Origin of the sequence: Paenibacillus oceani (genome assembly GCF_014705615.1) — a bacterium.
In the GTDB taxonomy this organism is placed as follows: Bacteria; Bacillota; Bacilli; order Paenibacillales; family NBRC-103111; genus Paenibacillus_AB; species Paenibacillus_AB oceani.
This window is the reverse complement of record NZ_JACXJA010000054.1, coordinates 36,932-54,686: the sequence shown is the minus strand read 5'-3', so window position 1 is coordinate 54,686 and position 17,755 is coordinate 36,932. Positions and strand designations below refer to the sequence as shown.

Genomic DNA, 17,755 nt, shown 5'->3' with positions numbered 1-17,755 from the left:
GAAACCGTATCGCTTTTAGTCCTTCAACGCTTGATCTTAATTATAAGTATTGCTTGCGCGAAGAAACGGAATCATCCCCGAATCAGACTTCGCCTAACTCAGTATCATTCATCCCTTCATCGCTACAATCCTACGGAAGTCCGGCTCAACCTCGATTACTGCGATAAAGCACTAAAGGAATACTACCGAAAGTCCCCTTCCCTTTCCCATTCCCTTCCCCACTCCCAAGCCGAGAGCAAACTGCCTTCCACCATCAATGACACTTCACCTGCACGCCCTCATTACCGGAACTTTTCCTATTTGCCCTTCTTCCCCTCACCGCTTACAATAAAATCATATTCGGAAAGCCTAGAGGAAGTGAATGCGTTTGTTCTGCGAAGTGCTCGCGGCAGGTTATTCTTATCATACGAAGCCGTTCCGTACAGAAGCATACCCGGGTGTCGGCTATTATTTGTTCCGGTTTCAGTCGGAAGGCAGCGCCAAGGCGTTGGTGGGCGGCAAGCTTGTCCCTGTAGGTCCGGGCGATTTGCTGCTGTACAAGCCGGGAGAGCCCTACGAGCTGCGGATCGAAGCGGAGCCGGAAGCATCCGGCGATACGCCCGTCGCCAGCGGCGATTATTACTTCATATGCCGCGGAGAATGGGTAGACGCCTGGTGGAATGAACGGAAACGCCCGCAGAAGCTGAGCCTCCCGCTGCAGGACAGCCTGCTCGCCTTATGCCGGCAAATTGTCATCGAGCATTACCGCGGCAAACGCCAATACAAGGAGATTACCGACTATTACTTGCGTATTTTCTGCTTGACGATTGACCGGGAGATGAAGGAGCACGGAGTAGGAACGGAAACCGGCCAGTCGTTTCTGGCGCAGAGAATGCGGAATTATGTAGAGGAGCATGCGCTCGAGTCGTTCAAGCTGGAGGACGTCGCCAGAAGCGCCGGACTCAGCTTGTCCCGGGCCGTCCATCTGTTCAAGGTTTGTTACGGAAGCAGTATTATGAAATACGCGCTGCAGATCAGGCTAGCGGTTGCCAGGGAACGCATGCTGTACAGCCCGATGTCGCTCGAGCAGATCGCCGAGTCGTCCGGGTTCAGCAGCTATTCGTATTTCCACCGGATGTTCCGGGCCCATTACGGCGTATCGCCCAAAAAGTATCAGCTCGAGCAGCTGACCAAAACCGAACAACCGGACGAACGAAGCTCTGCAGCGGCAGCGCTCTCCTCCGGCAGCCGTAAGGAGTCCGGACGCTCGACGATTATATGAAAAGTTGACAGGCCGACTTCCCAACAGCTCATCACAACTTCGGGCCCAGCAGAGTCAGTCCTACAACATGGATCTGCTTGCCCATCCTTGATCGCCTTGCGGAATCATAAGGGACGCTACGTAATTGTAAGCTTTCACCGGTTGATGTGTTCGATTTTTCATATCATGCTTATTCATCCATTCTACTTGCTGCAAGGTAAAATTTATATGAATATTCATATACAAGCGGAAGCCTTTCCCGCGTCGAATGTCCCCTTCTATGCGTAAGCGATAGCCCGCCCTCCGAGCAGGAAGTATCCAGCTTCACCATTGAACGCTCTCCCTTTCTTTACCTTCAAAGAAAAGACCGTTACAGTCCCTTTACAGGCTGTAACGGTCTTTCGTATTCGATACCCGATGACGGCCGTACAACCGCCATCAACCTCCGGTTAAGCCAACCCGTTTTCCTTGATCCAGCGCATGCTGTTCGCCAGCGCGACGAACGGCGGATTTTGCGTATTGTCCTGCTCGTAGATGAGCCACTCCACCCCGGCAGCGGCCGACGCTTCGGCAATCGCATTCAGGTCCACGTCGCCTGTACCCAGCTCGACCGTCAGCCACTTGTCTTCTTCCGTACGGCGGACGTCCTTGAAGTGAACAAGCGGAACCCGGCCGTTGTACTTGTCCAGATACGCCACCGGATCGTAGCCGGCGACATACGCCCAGCAAGCGTCCAGCTCGACCTTGACCGCATCCGCGCTAGCTGTGCCGAACAACCCGTCGAACGCTGTCGCGCCGTTTACCTTCTCGTCGAATTCGAAGGAATGGTTGTGGTAGCCGAAGCCGATCCCTTGCTCCACGCACTTGCGGCCGATCTCTTCCAGCAGCGCGAACGTATTTTTCCAGGCTTGCTCGCTGTCCCGGTATTCCTTGCCGAGTCCCGGACAGATGATATATTGGCTGCCGATCGCTTTGTTGAAGGCGATCTCTTCGTCGAGCGCGTCGCGCAAACGACCGATGCCGACGTGGCTGGCGATCGAGACGAGACCGAGCTCGTCCAGCAGCGCCTTCAGTTCGTCCGCCTGCATGCCGCCGTATCCGGCGAACTCGACTCCCGCAAACCCTTCAGCCGCTACCTTACGGAGCGCGCCGACAAAATCCTTCGCCGTTTCCTCGCGAAGCGTATACATTTGAACCCCGACTTTCAAGGCACTCATATCCGGACACCTCATTATCCATTAATGTCATTCGACTCCATCTAATCATAAGCGGCGGTCCGAAGTCCATGCAGGATAAGCCAAAAAGTTGGCGAATCTGGCTATTATGAATGTTTCCGGATCTCTTCGTTAATCCGTTCCCGGCAAGCGAGCAGCCATGCGGCATCTCTCGGATATTCCTCGAACGTAATCGGCGCACCGGCCCCTTCCTCCAACAGCTCCATCGTCCGCTCGCGTCCGACAAGCGACTCCAGCAGCTCAAGCGCGCGCAGATCCTGCAGCGCCTCGCGGAACACCTCGAACCGGAGCGACTCGACCGGCGTGCCGTCTTCGCCTGGATATACAACGAACGGGTCCCCGGCCGGGAAAGCATTGTTCGCATCCGTACAGCGGTACGGGTCGATCGGGAATCTCGAATACTGGGCGTACCAGAAGTTATAGCCCCAATGCAGAAAGCCGGCAATTTTAAATTTGTACAATTGCAAACCAAGTACGCGGTTGCGGGCGGACGGCATACTGATGAACCGGTTGGCGACATCGATATACTGCGAGCAGCAGTAATAGGTCCACAAGTTCCCTACCTCGTTGTCCAGGAAAGGCTGCATATGATTGCTCGCCGGAATCGGCGTAGGCACGATGCCTTTCTCGTAGAACTCGTAGTTCGACAGCGCGTCGATCGTCGGGAATTCGGCTGTAAATTTGCGCAGCCAGTTGCTTGCGCTTTCGTACCAAGGGATATGATCAAGCCGCGGCTCGTCGGAGACGTGGAAGTACACCCGTTTCTCCAGCCCGTGCTCCTTAATGAAACCGACCAGCTCCGGCAAAAACTGCGCCAGAAACGTCTTGTATTCCTCGCCCGTCGAATCGGTATCCCAGCCGAATATCCGTTTTGTCTCCCCGTTCACGTCCGCGACAATCTTCGGCGCATGCTTCGCCCCCCACTGCGTGAACAGATGGGACAGCTCGAAATAACGGACTCCGCAGCGGTCGCACATGTCCACCCAGCGCTTCAGCTTCCCGAAGCCGAACTTGTATCCGGCCTCCGTCTTCTCTACGTCGACAAGCTGCACGGTCGGCCGTTCTCCGCCCACCTCCGTATCGAGCGGCGGGGTGAACAGCGGGGTCAGCAGCATATTGATGCCATGAGCGACAGCCGACTTCGCAAACTGTTCGACGATCTCCCAGTGACGCTCGCTGAATACGTCCAGGCCGTAGTAAGTAGCCAGACAATCGGTGTGAAACCATTCTGTATGAATGAGCTTTTGCTCCGGAAGAGCCGCCGCCAGCACGTCCAGTTCGAACGTCTCCCGCGCCAGCTCCTGCCCGTCCTTCGCCTCGAAAATAACGGTAATCGGGTACGTACCGGGCCTAACTCCCGATTTCAAATCGACGGTAACCCAGATCGAGCGCCATTGGTTCGGCAAACCCGTCAGCCCTTCCGATTCCTTCACTGGAAAAAGCGGATCGGGGTACAAGCCCGGAGTAGAGCGAAGCAAATGTGCGTCATGGTCGGCGTATGCCGGCATCTCGGCCGGTACCAGTCCCACCGTACGAAACGTTACGGACCTTCCGAGCGGCGACTCGACGCGGGCTTCGATGTGCTTGATCAGCTTGGACGCGCGGTACGCGACTTGATACGAGAACGTCTCATCTTGAAGTGCCGTGGCCCGGCTGAGAGGAGCGGCTTGCAATTCCTCGTCGGCGAATACTTTCTCCAGCGAGCTGAGCAGCCGGGTAGCAAATGTAAAATCGGCGGTAGACATGCGGGAATCCTCCTTCAGATACAGGTATGTGGTTCCATGCTCCTGATAGCAGTTTGAAAACGATCCCAAACGATCACAGACGGCTAGAGCGCTAACGAGCCTCAGCTTTCGAAGCGGATTAACATGTTTCACACAAATCTTGAAAAGTAAAATGAAACAAAACGAGCAAAAAAGATCAAAATCTATCATTTATCATACCATATCTTCTCCCGCTTTTTCTAGCAGTCCTTGTAATAATAATTCAGCCGCAAACGATGTATCCGCCGCACTTGCACTTCAGTCTCTGCCCTTGGATCAGCTCCATGCTTGCGGCCTTTGCCGGGCGGCAACGGGAGTGTCCCAAAAAGCTATTGCGATTTTACGAACCTCACTTCAAACCGGTTTTCCTCGAGAAAAAAGACCTCAGCCACCACTTTCCAGTGGAATTTGAGGTCCTTTCCTTTTCCGTTGGGAGCCGGGACGTTGCCAGTCATGCGGACCCTTGGGAACAGCCTCGCGGCGATTAGCGTCCGTTTTCTTGTATACCGTCTCCGTTCAACCCGATCTGCAATCAACCAAGGTGAATCCCTTCAAGATTACCCTTACCTTAGCCCGATATCGTGGAACCGGTTGTCAATCGTTTCGTTCAAAAGCGCCCGGATCTCCCCGATCGCCCGTTCCTCCTCATGCTGCGCTTCGCGAAACAGCTCGGTGAGCTCCCGCACCGTCTCCGGGCCGTACGGCCCGCCGCCGGAATCCGGAGCGCAAGCCTGGTCGGCTATACGCCGGAACAGACCGGATACCCGCGAATAATGCGCCGCTGCCGTTCGTATCTCCGGCCAGACAGGCTCCAGCCTCCGCGCGTATTCCCCGATATCCCGCTTGGCGGCGGCATAACAGCGGAATACGTAGCGCGATTGCCCGCTGTCGTAATCGCCGCTCCGCAGCGCCTCGACGATCGCGTCATAGGCCCGCCTGCCGCATGCGTACTCCGCTTCGGGAAGCATCGGATCGTGAGACTCCCATTTGTAAACGGCTTGCACGAACGATTCCTGGAAAATCGCCGATTCCTCGATCTCGATCCGGTCTTCCAACAGCTGATAGTACCAGTACGGCGAATCGTTTCGGCCAAACTGTCCGTAAGGGACCGTGACATATCCGCTGCTCTTGCCATCCGCTATATATAGCACCTCGTCGTCATCGTCATATCCGGCGGCAACTACGAATTGATCTTTCCATATAATCGCGGCCGTCCCCCGGCCGATCGACGCCTTGATGTCGGATACGGCCTGCCGCTGATATAACGGAAACGTCGCGTCAAACGTAAAACCGGCGTTCTGCGACGAGCTCACGCCGATGAAGTCGGCCGCCAAAAAGTTTTCGGCGATCCAGTTGTAGGCCGTAACCGATTCCGCCGTTAACCGCCGGTTGACCGTGAAGCGGAACCCTGCCACCGTCATGCCGGACAACATCGGCTTCGGATGCGCCATCCACCCTTTATGGGAAAGAACAGCGTGCATCGCATCGATGTACGACTCCGATTCGTTCGCCAGTTGCACCCCCGGCACAATTACAGCTCCCATCCCATGCATTCGCCTCCTTCTCTTTATCCCGGATACCGGCTATCGCGGCGAATGCGTCCCCCACCTCGGGATCGTGGAACGCTTCGGGTCCGGATAGTTCCGCGATACGGCGCGAAACAGCTCCATCGCCTCGTCTTCCAGCCTTTCGGCCTTGCGAAGCCGATCCGCGAGCAGCGGAATGTCCGCCTGGTTCACCCTTTTCCCGCCTCCGCGTTCCTGCTCCTTCAAACCATCCGGTATGACCGATATCGCCTCAATCAGACCGGCATAACAGGCATACGCTTCATCCAGCTCCGGCCACAACCCTCGGACTTCGCGCAAATAGTCGACGATCTCACGGCGGGAAACGGAATACGAGTGCAAGATATACGCCGCCCCGCCTTCGTTGAACTCCCCCTGCTCAAGCCCCCGTATGAGGAACGAATAAGCAAGCTTGCCGGAGGCGATCTTCGTGTCCGGCATCGTTTTGTGCGGTGTATCCCAGTCCTGCAGGGCAAGCCGCATCGATTCGAGAACCATCGCTTCCAGCGGTACGTCCACCTTGTCGCCGAACAGCCGGCAGTACCAGAAATCGGTCACGTTCAGTCCGAGGTTATCGTACAGCACGACCTGATCTTCCGTCGTACGGCCGTCCTGAATATAAAAGATCCGGTCCTCGTCGTCGTATCCGTGTATCACCCCAAACTCGGGAATCCAATAGATGACGCCCACTCCCCGGTCCAGACTGCCCTTGATCCACTTTACCGCCTCCTGCCGGTAGTGCCGGAACGTCGGGTGTCTCGTTCTCCCTCCGTCCGATTCCGTGAGCACCCCCAAATTGTCGACGGCCGGTTTGTGCTCCACGCCCCACTGCCCGTAAGCGGTCACCGACATCGGCAGCAGCTTCTCGTGAACCGATAATTTGAAGGCCATGCCGGAAAGGCCGGACAGCATCGCTTTGGAGCCGTCAAACCGTCCCGACGCCGTCAATATCGCATGCAGACTGTCGGTAAACGACTTCGACTCCCGTTTCATCGGGATGTTCAAACAAACGGAGGACATCCTCCCCCCTCCTCTCGGATTAAACTATTGATTCGGCGGAGGCTCCAGGCGTCCGAGCACATCCCGGCACTTCTCCCGGAGCTTCGCCTTCAGCCATTTGGGTGACGCGAGCTCCCGCCACTGCGCAACTAGCAGATGCTGCATAAACGCATCCGGATCGTAAAACTCGATCGTATACAACAGCGGATCGGCGCCTGGACGTGCGGCATACCCGTTCCACGCCGTTCCCTCCAGCGGCCGCTCCAGCCATACCTCGGCGGTAAAAGGCTTCCGCACGGGAAGCCCGCTGTCCGGCTTCTCCATCTCCTCCGCTTCCGAAAGCCGGAACTTCTCCCCGGTAACGGAAAGCTGCGTGATCCGGTCCAGCCGGAAGCTTTTCCGGACACCCTCCCGCTCGCAATAGGCTGCCACGTAGTCCGCATTATAAAACGATTCGAGCTTCAGGGGAGCTATGCGATGCTCCGACCGGGTTTCTTTTTCTATGTCTCTATATTGAATAAGGACGATCGCCCGTTCCCGGATCGCTGCGCCGAGCCGTTCTACCGTCTGAATCAGCTTCGGGTTCGCTTCGAAAACCGGCAGTCCGCGCCCCGGCATAGCGGGCTCCCGCTCATCCGTAAATCGGTCCAGCAAATGAGCGACGCGCTTGACGGCTTCCGCATTTTCGTAATTGTATTGCCGGTATCGATGCGCGAGAAATTTCAACACCGACTTCTCTTCTTCCGTCATATAAAGAAGCGGCAGGGCGTACGTTTTATCCTCGTACCGGTATCCCCGCCGCTTCGCATCGTAATACAACGGCGCGCGCAAAGTCGATTCCATATATTCGATGTCCCGCTGGGCTTGCCGCCTCGAGATCTCGAATCGGCTCGCCAACTGCCCGCTGTTCGGGTACCGTTCTTCCCTGATCTGCTGATCGAACCATTGAATCCGGTGAATGCTGCTCATGATCTGCACCCCCTGCTCCTAATCTGTCGAGCTGGCCTATTGCTATTACACCACCCGGACGGACCGTCCGCAAGAGGCAAACCCCGGGTATCCGCCTGCGACCAGACGGGGACCCGGGTCCGGGACCGGTTGTTGTTGCCGGATCGCAGATACAATATCGGAGCGGCTCCTTGATGCCGGAATGTCCGGCTATTCGCCGATACTCCGGTCGTCCCCCCCCCCTATCCGGTTAACCGCTGAGCTAGCCGGTCGATAGATCTACCTTCATTTGAGGGGCCTTGGCGCACCGCTTGCATACTTTCACCGTAGAACCGTCGGATCTCGTCCGCGGATACAGCAGCTTGATTCTCGTACTGCCGCACAGGGTGCACGTGCCCCGTCCCCGGGAAGGAAGATTCCATAATACTCGTCCTCTTTTTGTTTTGGCCATTGCCGTTCATGCCTCTTTTCCCTATGGGTTATGCCGTCACCCGGGCCGTCAGGACGCGGGCATACGCCTAACGGAAACGATTCGTACGCCGAACCGTCCGGCTCCGCTGGCTATTTCATTGTAAACCAGCCGGTACGACATAAAATGTCGTATCAGGATCGACATTCAAAAAGACAAATTGGGATAAGCGCATAGTTGAAAAAAAAGATTGTTTATTTGGGACAAGAGGCTACAATTAATGTGGAAACGCACCAACCATTGGAGGGATAACCCATGAGCAAAACGAAAGTAGCCATTATCGGATGCGGTACGATTGCGAACAGCTCCCACATCAAAGCCTACCTGGCCAATCCGGATGCGGAAATCAAATATTTCTGCGACATTATTAAGGAAAAAGCCGAGAAGGCCGTTGCGGATTACGGCTGCGGCATCGCGATTGAAGACTATCGCGTCATTCTGGAAGATCCTGAAGTCGAAGCGGTTTCCGTCTGCACGCCGAACAACGGCCACTCCACGATCTCGATCGACTGCCTCCGCGCAGGTAAAAACGTATTGTGCGAGAAGCCGGCCGCAAGAACGTACGAAGAAGCGCTCGAGATGCAGAAAGTTCAGCATGAGACTGGCAAAGTGCTCAATATCGGCGTCGTGAACCGTTTCAACACCGGCGTCAATATCATTAAGGACATGATCCAAAGCGGCGAGCTGGGCGAGCTGTATCACGTGTATGTCAGCTTCCGCGCACACCGTTCGATTCCGGGGCTCGGCGGAGCGTTTACGACGAAGGCGATTGCCGGCGGCGGCGCGCTGATCGACTGGGGCGTCCATTTCCTCGATATCGTCATGTACTGCTCGGGCGATCCGAAGCCGCTGACCGTATCCGGCCAAGCGTTCTGCAAGCTGGGCAAAGATATGGAAAACTACGCGTACACCAGCATGTGGGCCGGACCTCCAAACTACGAAGGCACTTACGACGTTGACGATTCCGTTACCGCGATGATCCGTACGGAAGGACCTACGATTACGCTGAACGGCGCATGGGCGCAAAATATCGGCGTCGGTGAAATGTACATCGACTTCCTCGGCGACAAAGCGGGAATCCGTCTGCAATACGGCAAAGAGTTCGTCCTGTACAGCGCGAAAAACGGCGCATTGCTGGAAACGACGCCGAAGTACACGTCCCGCGACATGTTCCAGAACGAAATCGACGCCTTCATCAACTGCGTCCGGACCGGCGAGAAGTCGCCTGCCCATATCGATACCGTCATCCTGTCTTCCAAAATCATTCAGGGGATCTACGATTCGTCCGACAAACGCTCGGAAATTTCGTTTACTTAAGACGGAGGTGGACGCCGTATGAAAAAGATCGGGTTTATCGATTATTTTCTCGACGAATGGCATGCGAACAAATATCCGGAGTGGATTGAGACGGCAACCGGCGGGGCGATGAAAGTGGCGTACGCCTACGGCAAAAAAGATTCCGACACGGGACTCGACAACGCAACCTGGTGCCGCAACAAAGGAATCGAGCTGCTCGGATCGATTGAGGAGGTCGTGGAGAAAAGCGATTATTTGATCGTGCTCTCCCCGGACTATCCGGAATTCCACGAAGAGCTGGCGATGATTCCGCTTCAGTCGGGCAAGCCGACCTATGTCGACAAAACGTTCGCTCCGGACCGCAAAACCGCGCTGCTTCTGTTCGAGACGGCGCACAAGCACGGCACGCCGCTTTATTCCTCCTCCGCCCTGCGATTCGCTACCGAATACAGCGCAGTGGACAGAAGCGGCATCGATACGATCGTTAGCTTCGGACCGGGCAAATACGACAACTACTCGATTCATCAGATCGAGCCGATCGTCTCGCTGATGGGCAGCGAAGCGGAACGCGTAATGTTCACCGGCACGGAGAAGTCGCCTTCCCTGCTGATCGGCTTCTCGGGAGGACGCCAGGCGGAGATTCATCATTTCGGCAACGTTCCGTTTACGCTTGCGATCAATTACGAATCCGGCAAGTCGTCCATCCTGAAGGCGGAGTCGAATTTCTTCGGCGAGTTTGTTAAAGACTTGACCGCGTTTTTTGAAAGCGGCAAGCCGACCGTCGATTCCGCAGAGACGATTGCGATTATTACGATTATCGAGTACGGCTTTAAGGCGGCACAGACGCCTTACCAGTGGATCGAGCTTCCAAAAAGCGTATAATGTGAATATCAGGCGGGGCCGGTTCACAGGAGCGTGAGACGATATGAAGGAACGAGGGCAAGCGGGCTGTTTGTTTCACTTCGACAACGTATTTCCCAAAGGGAAGTCGGCGTACGGAGGCATCGATCTGTACCAGATCGGGGAAATATGCTGCGAGTGCGGCTACGAGATTTTGCCGCATATGCAGCACTGTCTGGAGCTGAGCTGCATCGTGTCCGGCAGCGGTTTTTTCCACGTCGGGGACGACTGCGTGAAGGTCAGCGCGGGAGACATTATTTTCAACTCCGTAGGCCACGTTCATTCCATCCAGACGGACGAGTCCAGCATGCTGCGTTTCGTCTACATGGGATTTATGTTTAATGAGCACGCGGACGGGGAATTTGCGGACATCCGCGCTTTCCTGCAATCCGCCCCTTACTACCATTCGAAGGATACGTACAACGTGATGATCCCGTTCCTTCGCAATATCGACGAGTTTTATTCGCAGAAGCCGTATTCGCGCACGATGATCAAAAACTATCTGGAAGAAGTCATCGTTCTGGCGTACCGCTCCTTTATCGAGAAAAGCGGCAAAGTGGCGAGATACGCGCCTGCGCGTTCGTCCCATTCGGTCGGGTACACGGTGTATTCGGTTATCCGCTACATCGAGCACCACATTTTCGAGCTCAAAAGCATCAAAACGCTGGCCGAGGATCTGGGATACAGCTATACGTACTTGTCGCACACGTTCAAGGACAAAACCGGCATGACCCTGCAGCGGTATATCAATCATAAAAAAGTCGAGAAGGCGCTGGAGATGCTCAAATACGGCAATTTGTCGATCAAGCAGGTGGCGGCGAGGCTGCATTACGAGACGATTCAGTCGTTCAGCAAGGCGTTCTCGCGCATTATGGGGTATCCCCCCTCTGTTTACGTGGCGATGCAGAAGGAAGAAGCGGGATCGGAATGATCCCGTTTTTTTCTGTTTGACAAAACCGTCCAAAGTGAATACTATAAGTGAAACGACCAAAACGATGATCCGGAGCAGTAGCCGGAACGCGCAGCGCACAGAGAGCCGTCCCTTGGCTGGGAGGACGGCGGCTGACGTCCGAGTGAACGACACCGGAGAGTTCCGCCTGAACGGCCGCCCTAAGCGGCGCAGTAGGAGCGGACGCCTCCCCGCGTTACGGGGATTCGAGCGATCGCGCGGCTGCGCGATAATTTGGGTGGTACCGCGAGTGATAACCTCGTCCCTGTTGGGACGGGGTTTTTGTGTTTTCTGCGGAGCTGGCGGCATACGCTGCGAAGGCCCGCTTCACTTTTGAGGCTGTTTTCGGGGGACCTATTGAGGGGGTGATCACATGGATGACGGCGACGATGATAACGACGATAACAACAACTTCAACTTCATGTCCAGGTTTAAAACTACACAATTGAATAGGAGTGTTTGCTATGACAACTCATTCGTCAACTATTGTCCGTGTGCTTTGCTCCCGGGTCTCCGAGCATACGGGGCAAGCGATTACGGTGCAAGGCTGGGTCCACGCCATTCGCGGAATGGGGGGCCTGGCGTTCGTAGATGTCCGCGACCGCAGCGGAATCGTACAATGTGTGCTGGAGGGCCAGCTGGCCGAATCGCCGCTTAGTCTGGAGTCGGTCGTAACGGTGACGGGAACAGCCGCCGCTTCGTCCAAAGCTCCACGCGGCATCGAGGTGCACGCCAGCGGCGTCACCTGCATCAGCAAAGTCGAGGCTCCCCTGCCTTTTGAAATCAACAAGAAAAACATTAGCGCGCGGCTCGACACCGTACTGGATCATCGCGTATTGTCGCTGCGTCATCCGAAGGTTCACGCTACGTTCCGGATTCAATCCGCTTTGGCGGGCGCGTTTCGCGACTACTTGTCGAGCAGGCAGTTCACGCAAATCTTTACGCCGAAAATCGTCGCGTCCGGCACCGAGGGCGGCTCCAACCTGTTCCCGGTCGATTATTTCGAGCAGAAAGCTTATTTGGCGCAGTCCCCTCAATTTTACAAACAGATGATGGTCGGCGCCGGGTATGAGCGCGTGTTCGAAATCGCTCCGGTGTATCGCGCCGAGGAGCACAATACGTCCCGCCACCTGAACGAATACGTCTCGCTGGACGCGGAGATGGGGTTTATCCGTTCCGAAGAGGAACTGATGGATTTGGAGCAGCATCTGCTCGCCTATATGTTCGAGCGGGCCGCTGCGGAGTGTGAAGCCGAATTTGCCCTATTGGGCGTAGAGGTTCCGGTTCCGGGCGAGATCCCGAGAATTCCGGTCGCCGAAGCGCAGCAGATTCTGCAGCGCAAGTACGGCAAAACGTCGCCCAAAGGCGACCTCGACCCGGAAGGAGAGCGGCTGATCTGCCAATACGCCTCGGAGCCAAACAAGCCGGCGTTCGTGTTCGTAACCCGGTATCCGAGAGAGATCCGGCCGATGTACGCGATGCCCGCTTCGGATAACGCAGCGTTAACCGCTTCGTTTGACCTTCTTTTTAACGGTCTGGAAATCACGACAGGCGGCCAGCGCATTCACGACTACGAGCAGTTGAGCGAATCGATCCGGAGCCGCGGACTGGACCCGACACATTTTGCCGGATACCTCGACGTGTTCCGTTACGGGATGCCGCCGCACGGCGGGTTTGCGATTGGACTCGAACGGCTCACCTCCCGTCTTCTCGGGTTGCCGAACGTGCGCGAAGCGGCGGCATTTCCGCGGGACCGGACCCGGCTGACCCCGTAATCGCCGGAAAACCTATCGTTTACGTATCGGACAGGAGCCGTTATAATAAGGCATTGACAGAGCACACCAGTCATCCAGAGAGCCACTGAACTATTTACCGGATGCAGATCTGCCGATCACACGCACCGGAATTACCGGGAGGTACGCGCTCATGAGAATCGCGGCACAACTTTACACGCTTCGCGACTTTTTGAAAACCGAAGAAGATATCGCCGTCACCTTGCAAAAAGTGAAGGATATCGGCTACAACGCCGTGCAAGTGTCGGGTCTCGGCCCGATCGGGGATCAGGCGCTGAAAGACATTTGCGACCGGGTCGGTCTGAATATTTGCGCAACTCATATTCCGTTCGCAAATATGGAGAACGATCTGGATGCCGTTATCGCGCAGCACAAGCTGTGGGACTGCCGCTATGTCGGAATCGGCGGTTTACCCGGGGAATACCGGACAAGTGCCGAAGGTTATGTCGAATTCGCTAAAAAAGCTTCGGATATCGCCCGCCGTCTGAAAGAAGCCGGACTCACCTTCGTTTATCATAACCATGCGTTTGAGTTTTGCAAATTCGATGGAAAATCCGGCATGGACATTTTGTTCGACGAGTCGGACAGCAACGCGTTCGGCTTCGAGCTGGACGTTCACTGGGTACAAGCCGGCGGAGCCGATCCGATCGAATGGATTCGCAAGGTGGACGGACGGATGCAGGTCATCCATCTGAAAGATTTTATCGTCAACGCCAGCAGCGAACGGCTTTTCGCCGAAGTCGGCGAAGGCAACATGAACTTCCGCGGCATCCTCGACGCTTGCACCGCTACCGGAGTCGAGTGGGGCGCCGTCGAGCAGGATAACTGCTACGGCCGCGATCCGTTCGACTGCCTCGCGGTAAGCGCAAGGAACTTGAAGGCGCTTGGCGCGGAGTTTTAATCCGGTTCTGCCGGGCTTCATCGGCAGCAGATGTATCAATAAGCCAGGAAGGGACGTTCCTCTATGAGGGTAACGTCCCTTTCCTATTTGGCGCGGCGATGCGGATACGACTAGCCGGGATCAGAGCTCTGCCGCCGATATTCGCTTGGACTGATCCCGTAGAAAGCTTTAAACTGCTTCGTGAAATAAAACGGGTCCTGAAACCCGACTTCCCTCGCAAGTTCATTCACTTGAAGCGTTGTAAACCGCAGCAGCCGGGACGCCTGGCGCAAACGAATCTTATTGAGCGTATCGATGATCGACTCGCCTACCTGCTCCTTGAACATATGCGCAAGCCGGGAGGGCGACAGGTTAACGCCGCGGGCAAGAGCTGCGATGGAATGCGGTTCGTTCATCCGGTGCATCAGGATATGCAGCACCTCCGATACCCGCGGATCGACGGCAGGAGCGGACGTACGGCGCTGCTCCCGGTTCAGCAGCAGCAATAGCTCCTCCACCCCCGTCATCGCAAGCTCGGCGGAATAGGGATGGAGATCCTTGCTGTCGCGAATCGTTCTATGGAAGGCGTCCATGAGCCGCCGCCTTACCGCCTCTTCCCCAATCGGAATATAGACCAGTCCTCCATAAGACCGGGGCAGCTGCAAAAGTCCGCTCCAATGAGGCGGAGGCACGACATGCACCCATACGAACTCCCAGACGGAGCCCTCCTGCGTCGCATACAAATGGGGCGTTCCCGGCGGAAGCAGCACCGCAGCACCGGCATCGCACGGGCGAATGTCGTCGCCGATTTTGAATACGCCGGAGCCGGATATCGTATAGGTGAGCAGCCAATCCTGCGAGCCTTTGGAACGCCTTGTGCTGTAACCGAACGGTACGCGGAAGTGATCGGCCAGGAGCCGGCCGGATTTGTGCTCGTGCTGATCGCGGATAGCAGGATCGTCCAGGTAATCGAACATTTCCACCATTCCTTCCAGGGGGTCCATGCCGCTACAATAAAAGCACAGGAACGTTAATCCGATCATAACCGCGGAGGGATGACGATGTCAAAACAACAGCAAGCAATGACGATTACCGAACAGCAAAAACAGCAGTTTGGTCAAGAGGGGTATTTAATCGTCCGGGGATTGTTCAGCGCAACTGAAGTCGAGGAAATGAAAGCAACCTTCAGCGAACTCCATGCCAAAGGTACGATCCCGAATTGCTTCCGTGCCGTTCTGCCCGAGGAAGCCGGAGGGGATATGCTGAAAGTGTATCCGCGGATGATGCACCCGCACCGGATCAACGAAGCGGCCAAAAGCTACATGCTCGATCCCCGCGTGATGGATGTTCTCGCCGAATTGTTCGGGGAGGAGGCTTACGCCGCCCAGAGCATGTTTTATTTCAAGCCGCCGGGCGCCCGCGGGCAGGCGCTTCATCAGGATAATTTTTATTTGAAGGTCGAACCGGGCACCTGCATCGCCGCCTGGACGGCCGTCGACCCTTCCGACGAGGAGAACGGGGGCATCCAGCTCGTCCCGAAAACGAACGCGCTCGGAATCGAATGCCCGCACGAAGCCGATTCCGCCGTATCGTTTTCCAAAGAAGAGGTTACCGTGCCTGAAGGGCTGCAAGCCATACCGGCCCGGCTACAAGCCGGGGACGTGTTGTTTTTTAACGGCAGCCTGATCCACGGCTCTTATCCGAACACGTCGAAGGACCGGTTCAGACGTTCGTTTATATGCCACTACACCGGCATCTCCACGACGAAAATCGGCAAATACTACAATCCGCTGTATACCCGGGACGGAGAAGCGCTGGATATGACCTGGAACGAAGAAAGCGGCCCTTGCGGATCGGAATTCCCGGAGGCTCAAGGGCCTCATTGATCTTTCTATAAAAAACGCTCTCCCGGATTATCGCTTTGCGGCAAAGGGGCTGTCTCCACAGTCAATTTGCGATGTATTGTGCCCCACTTAGCACTGATTTTCCTCACGAAAAGGACCTCAACCCCCACATTACAGTGGAACTTGAGGTCTTTTCCTTTGAGGAGGGGGACCTCCCCATGCATGTGAACATGTTGAGGCAGCCCCTGACCTTTTTCGGGAGCCGCGACCGCACCTCCTTAAAACACCTTCTGAGCGTCCCGCTCCTCCTTCAAAATCTCCACCGCCTCGCGGAAGCGGAGCGAATGAATGATTTCCCGTTCGCGCAAAAACTTCAAGCCGTCCTGCAAATCTACATCATCCGTTATATCGATCAGCCATTGGTACGTCGCCCGCGCCTTCTCTTCCGCCGCAATATCTTCGTAGAGATCAGCGATCGGATCACCCTTGGCCTGTATGTAGGCCGCCGTCCACGGAACGCCCGACGCATTCTGATAAAACAGCGCGTTGTCGTGGGCGACATAATGATCGCCGAGTCCGGCCGCCCTCATCATTTCCGGCGTAGCGTCCTTCGTCAGCTTGTAGACCATGGTGGCGATCATTTCGAGATGGGCAAACTCTTCCGTTCCAATATCAGTAAGTAATCCGATCACTTTATCAGGAATACTGTACCGCTGATTCAAATACCGGAGCGCCGCAGCCAGCTCGCCATCCGCCCCGCCATACTGCTCCAGCAGGAATTTCGCCATTTGCGGGTCACACTTGCTTACCCGGACGGGATACTGCAGCTTTTTCTCATAAATCCACATGCCTCGCCATCCTCCTCTACAAATGGCACCGAACCGTTCGGATACCGGCAAAGTGCCTGTTCGGCCCTATGTTTCACCGTCATACCTGCTCCCGTGGCGGCACGATTACGGCTCATGATACATGAACCGGGCATCAGCATCCGTCTTCCCCTCGCCCCACTAAACCTGCCAAGGCCAAGGCGTGTTTATCCAATCCCACGGATACCGGCTGAAGCTTAGGCCGTATTGAAGCAGCGGACCGTACTCGCTCTCGTATTCACAGGCAATTTGCCTGCGATGCACCGCCATCTGGTTGAATTGCTGAATCGCCTGCAAGTCGTTCGGATGCGTATCCAGGTACAGCGTCAATTCAATAAGCACGAAGTCGGCCTCCTGCAAGGTGCGAAGCAGCTCATAATAACGATCGTCCAGTTTCTTTTCCATCGCTTATCCTCTCCTGCCGTTATACGGACTGTAATAAGCGGGCCATAACGTACCGGCCCTGAGCGCTTCCTGCGGAGTAAACTGCGGAAGACCGGGCGGCTGTACCGGCATCGTGACGTTAGGCGGAATGACATACCATTTTTTCAAAATCGGCGGGCACGGATCGCACGGCCCCACGAACGGATAATAGACGCGCCACTGGGAATGCTGCGCCGGGGAATGCATGGGTTGCATGGGTTGCATGGGTTGCATGGGTTGCATGGGTTGCATGGGTTGCATGGGTTGCATCTGTTGCATCTGTTGCATCTGTTGCATCTGTTGCATGGGTTGCATGGGTTGCATGGGTTGCATCTGTTCCAAAGGAATCTGCCTCCTTCAAGGAGTAACGGGGTGTTAAACTTATATACCTTATGAGCAAAGCCCAGAAAACTTGTTAGTCCCATTAAAAAAACGGAGAAACACCCGGACTGTGCCCCCTAAGACGTTGCTTTAACGAACTCCGTAACTACTATTGGATCAAAAAACGGCGATCTGAAGTTGTTAGGAACCCCAGAGTCGTTATTCCCTGTATACTTCTCTATTTCGGCTATGATTCGCTCCATA

General features: G+C 55.6%; 16 protein-coding genes and 1 other annotated feature. Of the genes, 7 read left to right on the top strand and 9 right to left on the bottom strand.

Translation table 11 applies throughout. From position 1 onward, the window contains the following. Nucleotides 1-361: 361 nt before the first annotated feature. Nucleotides 362-1,261, top strand: coding sequence for an AraC family transcriptional regulator (locus IDH45_RS30020; protein ID WP_190931840.1), 900 nt, complete (start codon nt 362-364; stop codon nt 1,259-1,261). Nucleotides 1,262-1,689: 428 nt separating this feature from the next. Here the strand turns inward: IDH45_RS30020 and IDH45_RS30015 are convergent, their stop codons facing one another. The 5 genes from IDH45_RS30015 to IDH45_RS29995 all read right to left on the bottom strand — a co-directional run bounded on the left by IDH45_RS30015 (nt 1,690) and on the right by IDH45_RS29995 (nt 7,771). After that, complete coding sequence (locus IDH45_RS30015) at nt 1,690-2,457, bottom strand: sugar phosphate isomerase/epimerase family protein (RefSeq protein ID WP_190931839.1); 768 nt, start codon at nt 2,455-2,457, stop codon at nt 1,690-1,692. A gap of 104 nt (nt 2,458-2,561) precedes the next feature. Further along, entirely contained in the window at nt 2,562-4,220 is a 1,659-nt protein-coding gene (locus IDH45_RS30010) for a DUF4091 domain-containing protein (protein WP_190931838.1), read from the bottom strand. 581 nt (nt 4,221-4,801) lie between these two features. Continuing rightward, the gene (locus IDH45_RS30005; protein ID WP_190931837.1) at nt 4,802-5,782 is read right to left on the bottom strand and encodes a hypothetical protein; all 981 of its coding nucleotides are present in this window, start codon (nt 5,780-5,782) and stop codon (nt 4,802-4,804) included. Between the two features lie 39 nt (nt 5,783-5,821). Continuing rightward, complete coding sequence (locus IDH45_RS30000) at nt 5,822-6,823, bottom strand: cysteine peptidase family C39 domain-containing protein (RefSeq protein ID WP_190931836.1); 1,002 nt, start codon at nt 6,821-6,823, stop codon at nt 5,822-5,824. A gap of 24 nt (nt 6,824-6,847) precedes the next feature. Further along, complete coding sequence (locus tag IDH45_RS29995; protein ID WP_190931835.1) at nt 6,848-7,771, bottom strand: helix-turn-helix transcriptional regulator; 924 nt, start codon at nt 7,769-7,771, stop codon at nt 6,848-6,850. 703 nt (nt 7,772-8,474) lie between these two features. Here IDH45_RS29995 and IDH45_RS29990 point away from each other — a divergent pair. The 5 genes from IDH45_RS29990 (at nt 8,475) to IDH45_RS29970 (ending at nt 14,058) form a co-directional block, all read left to right on the top strand. Continuing rightward, nucleotides 8,475-9,536 carry a Gfo/Idh/MocA family protein gene (locus tag IDH45_RS29990; protein WP_190931834.1) on the top strand — a complete coding sequence of 354 codons (1,062 nt, stop codon included), beginning with the start codon at nt 8,475-8,477 and terminating at the stop codon, nt 9,534-9,536. Between the two features lie 18 nt (nt 9,537-9,554). Further along, entirely contained in the window at nt 9,555-10,397 is an 843-nt protein-coding gene (locus IDH45_RS29985; protein WP_190931833.1) for a Gfo/Idh/MocA family oxidoreductase, read from the top strand. Nucleotides 10,398-10,440: 43 nt separating this feature from the next. Further along, entirely contained in the window at nt 10,441-11,346 is a 906-nt protein-coding gene (locus tag IDH45_RS29980; RefSeq protein WP_190931832.1) for an AraC family transcriptional regulator, read from the top strand. A gap of 55 nt (nt 11,347-11,401) precedes the next feature. Further along, nucleotides 11,402-11,634: a binding site (T-box leader), on the top strand. 194 nt (nt 11,635-11,828) lie between these two features. Further along, nucleotides 11,829-13,139, top strand: coding sequence for an aspartate--tRNA(Asn) ligase (aspS, locus tag IDH45_RS29975; RefSeq protein ID WP_190931831.1), 1,311 nt, complete (start codon nt 11,829-11,831; stop codon nt 13,137-13,139). Nucleotides 13,140-13,290: 151 nt separating this feature from the next. Next, entirely contained in the window at nt 13,291-14,058 is a 768-nt protein-coding gene (locus IDH45_RS29970; protein WP_190931830.1) for a sugar phosphate isomerase/epimerase family protein, read from the top strand. Between the two features lie 110 nt (nt 14,059-14,168). Here IDH45_RS29970 and IDH45_RS29965 read toward each other — a convergent pair whose 3' ends face one another. Next, entirely contained in the window at nt 14,169-15,014 is an 846-nt protein-coding gene (locus IDH45_RS29965) for a helix-turn-helix domain-containing protein (protein ID WP_190931829.1), read from the bottom strand. 84 nt (nt 15,015-15,098) lie between these two features. Here IDH45_RS29965 and IDH45_RS29960 point away from each other — a divergent pair, with 84 nt between their 5' ends. Then, the gene (locus IDH45_RS29960) at nt 15,099-15,923 is read left to right on the top strand and encodes a phytanoyl-CoA dioxygenase family protein (RefSeq protein WP_190931828.1); all 825 of its coding nucleotides are present in this window, start codon (nt 15,099-15,101) and stop codon (nt 15,921-15,923) included. A gap of 236 nt (nt 15,924-16,159) precedes the next feature. Here IDH45_RS29960 and IDH45_RS29955 read toward each other — a convergent pair whose 3' ends face one another. From IDH45_RS29955 to IDH45_RS29945, 3 genes are all read right to left on the bottom strand, one after another. After that, nucleotides 16,160-16,729 carry a manganese catalase family protein gene (locus IDH45_RS29955; protein WP_190931827.1) on the bottom strand — a complete coding sequence of 190 codons (570 nt, stop codon included), beginning with the start codon at nt 16,727-16,729 and terminating at the stop codon, nt 16,160-16,162. Nucleotides 16,730-16,888: 159 nt separating this feature from the next. Next, nucleotides 16,889-17,152 carry a spore coat protein CotJB gene (locus IDH45_RS29950; RefSeq protein ID WP_190931826.1) on the bottom strand — a complete coding sequence of 88 codons (264 nt, stop codon included), beginning with the start codon at nt 17,150-17,152 and terminating at the stop codon, nt 16,889-16,891. Between the two features lie 3 nt (nt 17,153-17,155). Further along, on the bottom strand, nt 17,156-17,377 hold the full coding sequence (locus IDH45_RS29945; RefSeq protein WP_190931851.1) for a spore coat associated protein CotJA: 222 nt from the start codon (nt 17,375-17,377) through the stop codon (nt 17,156-17,158). Nucleotides 17,378-17,755: the final 378 nt, after the last annotated feature.

Coding starts and splice junctions, on each gene's coding strand:
- IDH45_RS29965 (WP_190931829.1), bottom strand. CDS start 15,014: ATGTTCGATTACCTGGACGATCCTGCTATCCGCGATCAGCACGAGCAC.
- IDH45_RS29945 (WP_190931851.1), bottom strand. CDS start 17,377: ATGCATTCCCCGGCGCAGCATTCCCAGTGGCGCGTCTATTATCCGTTC.
- IDH45_RS29985 (WP_190931833.1), top strand. CDS start 9,555: ATGAAAAAGATCGGGTTTATCGATTATTTTCTCGACGAATGGCATGCG.
- IDH45_RS29950 (WP_190931826.1), bottom strand. CDS start 17,152: ATGGAAAAGAAACTGGACGATCGTTATTATGAGCTGCTTCGCACCTTG.
- IDH45_RS30005 (WP_190931837.1), bottom strand. CDS start 5,782: ATGGGAGCTGTAATTGTGCCGGGGGTGCAACTGGCGAACGAATCGGAG.
- aspS (WP_190931831.1), top strand. CDS start 11,829: ATGACAACTCATTCGTCAACTATTGTCCGTGTGCTTTGCTCCCGGGTC.
- IDH45_RS29960 (WP_190931828.1), top strand. CDS start 15,099: ATGTCAAAACAACAGCAAGCAATGACGATTACCGAACAGCAAAAACAG.
- IDH45_RS29955 (WP_190931827.1), bottom strand. CDS start 16,729: ATGTGGATTTATGAGAAAAAGCTGCAGTATCCCGTCCGGGTAAGCAAG.
- IDH45_RS30015 (WP_190931839.1), bottom strand. CDS start 2,457: ATGAGTGCCTTGAAAGTCGGGGTTCAAATGTATACGCTTCGCGAGGAA.
- IDH45_RS29970 (WP_190931830.1), top strand. CDS start 13,291: ATGAGAATCGCGGCACAACTTTACACGCTTCGCGACTTTTTGAAAACC.
- IDH45_RS29980 (WP_190931832.1), top strand. CDS start 10,441: ATGAAGGAACGAGGGCAAGCGGGCTGTTTGTTTCACTTCGACAACGTA.
- IDH45_RS29995 (WP_190931835.1), bottom strand. CDS start 7,771: ATGAGCAGCATTCACCGGATTCAATGGTTCGATCAGCAGATCAGGGAA.
- IDH45_RS30020 (WP_190931840.1), top strand. CDS start 362: ATGCGTTTGTTCTGCGAAGTGCTCGCGGCAGGTTATTCTTATCATACG.
- IDH45_RS30010 (WP_190931838.1), bottom strand. CDS start 4,220: ATGTCTACCGCCGATTTTACATTTGCTACCCGGCTGCTCAGCTCGCTG.
- IDH45_RS30000 (WP_190931836.1), bottom strand. CDS start 6,823: ATGTCCTCCGTTTGTTTGAACATCCCGATGAAACGGGAGTCGAAGTCG.
- IDH45_RS29990 (WP_190931834.1), top strand. CDS start 8,475: ATGAGCAAAACGAAAGTAGCCATTATCGGATGCGGTACGATTGCGAAC.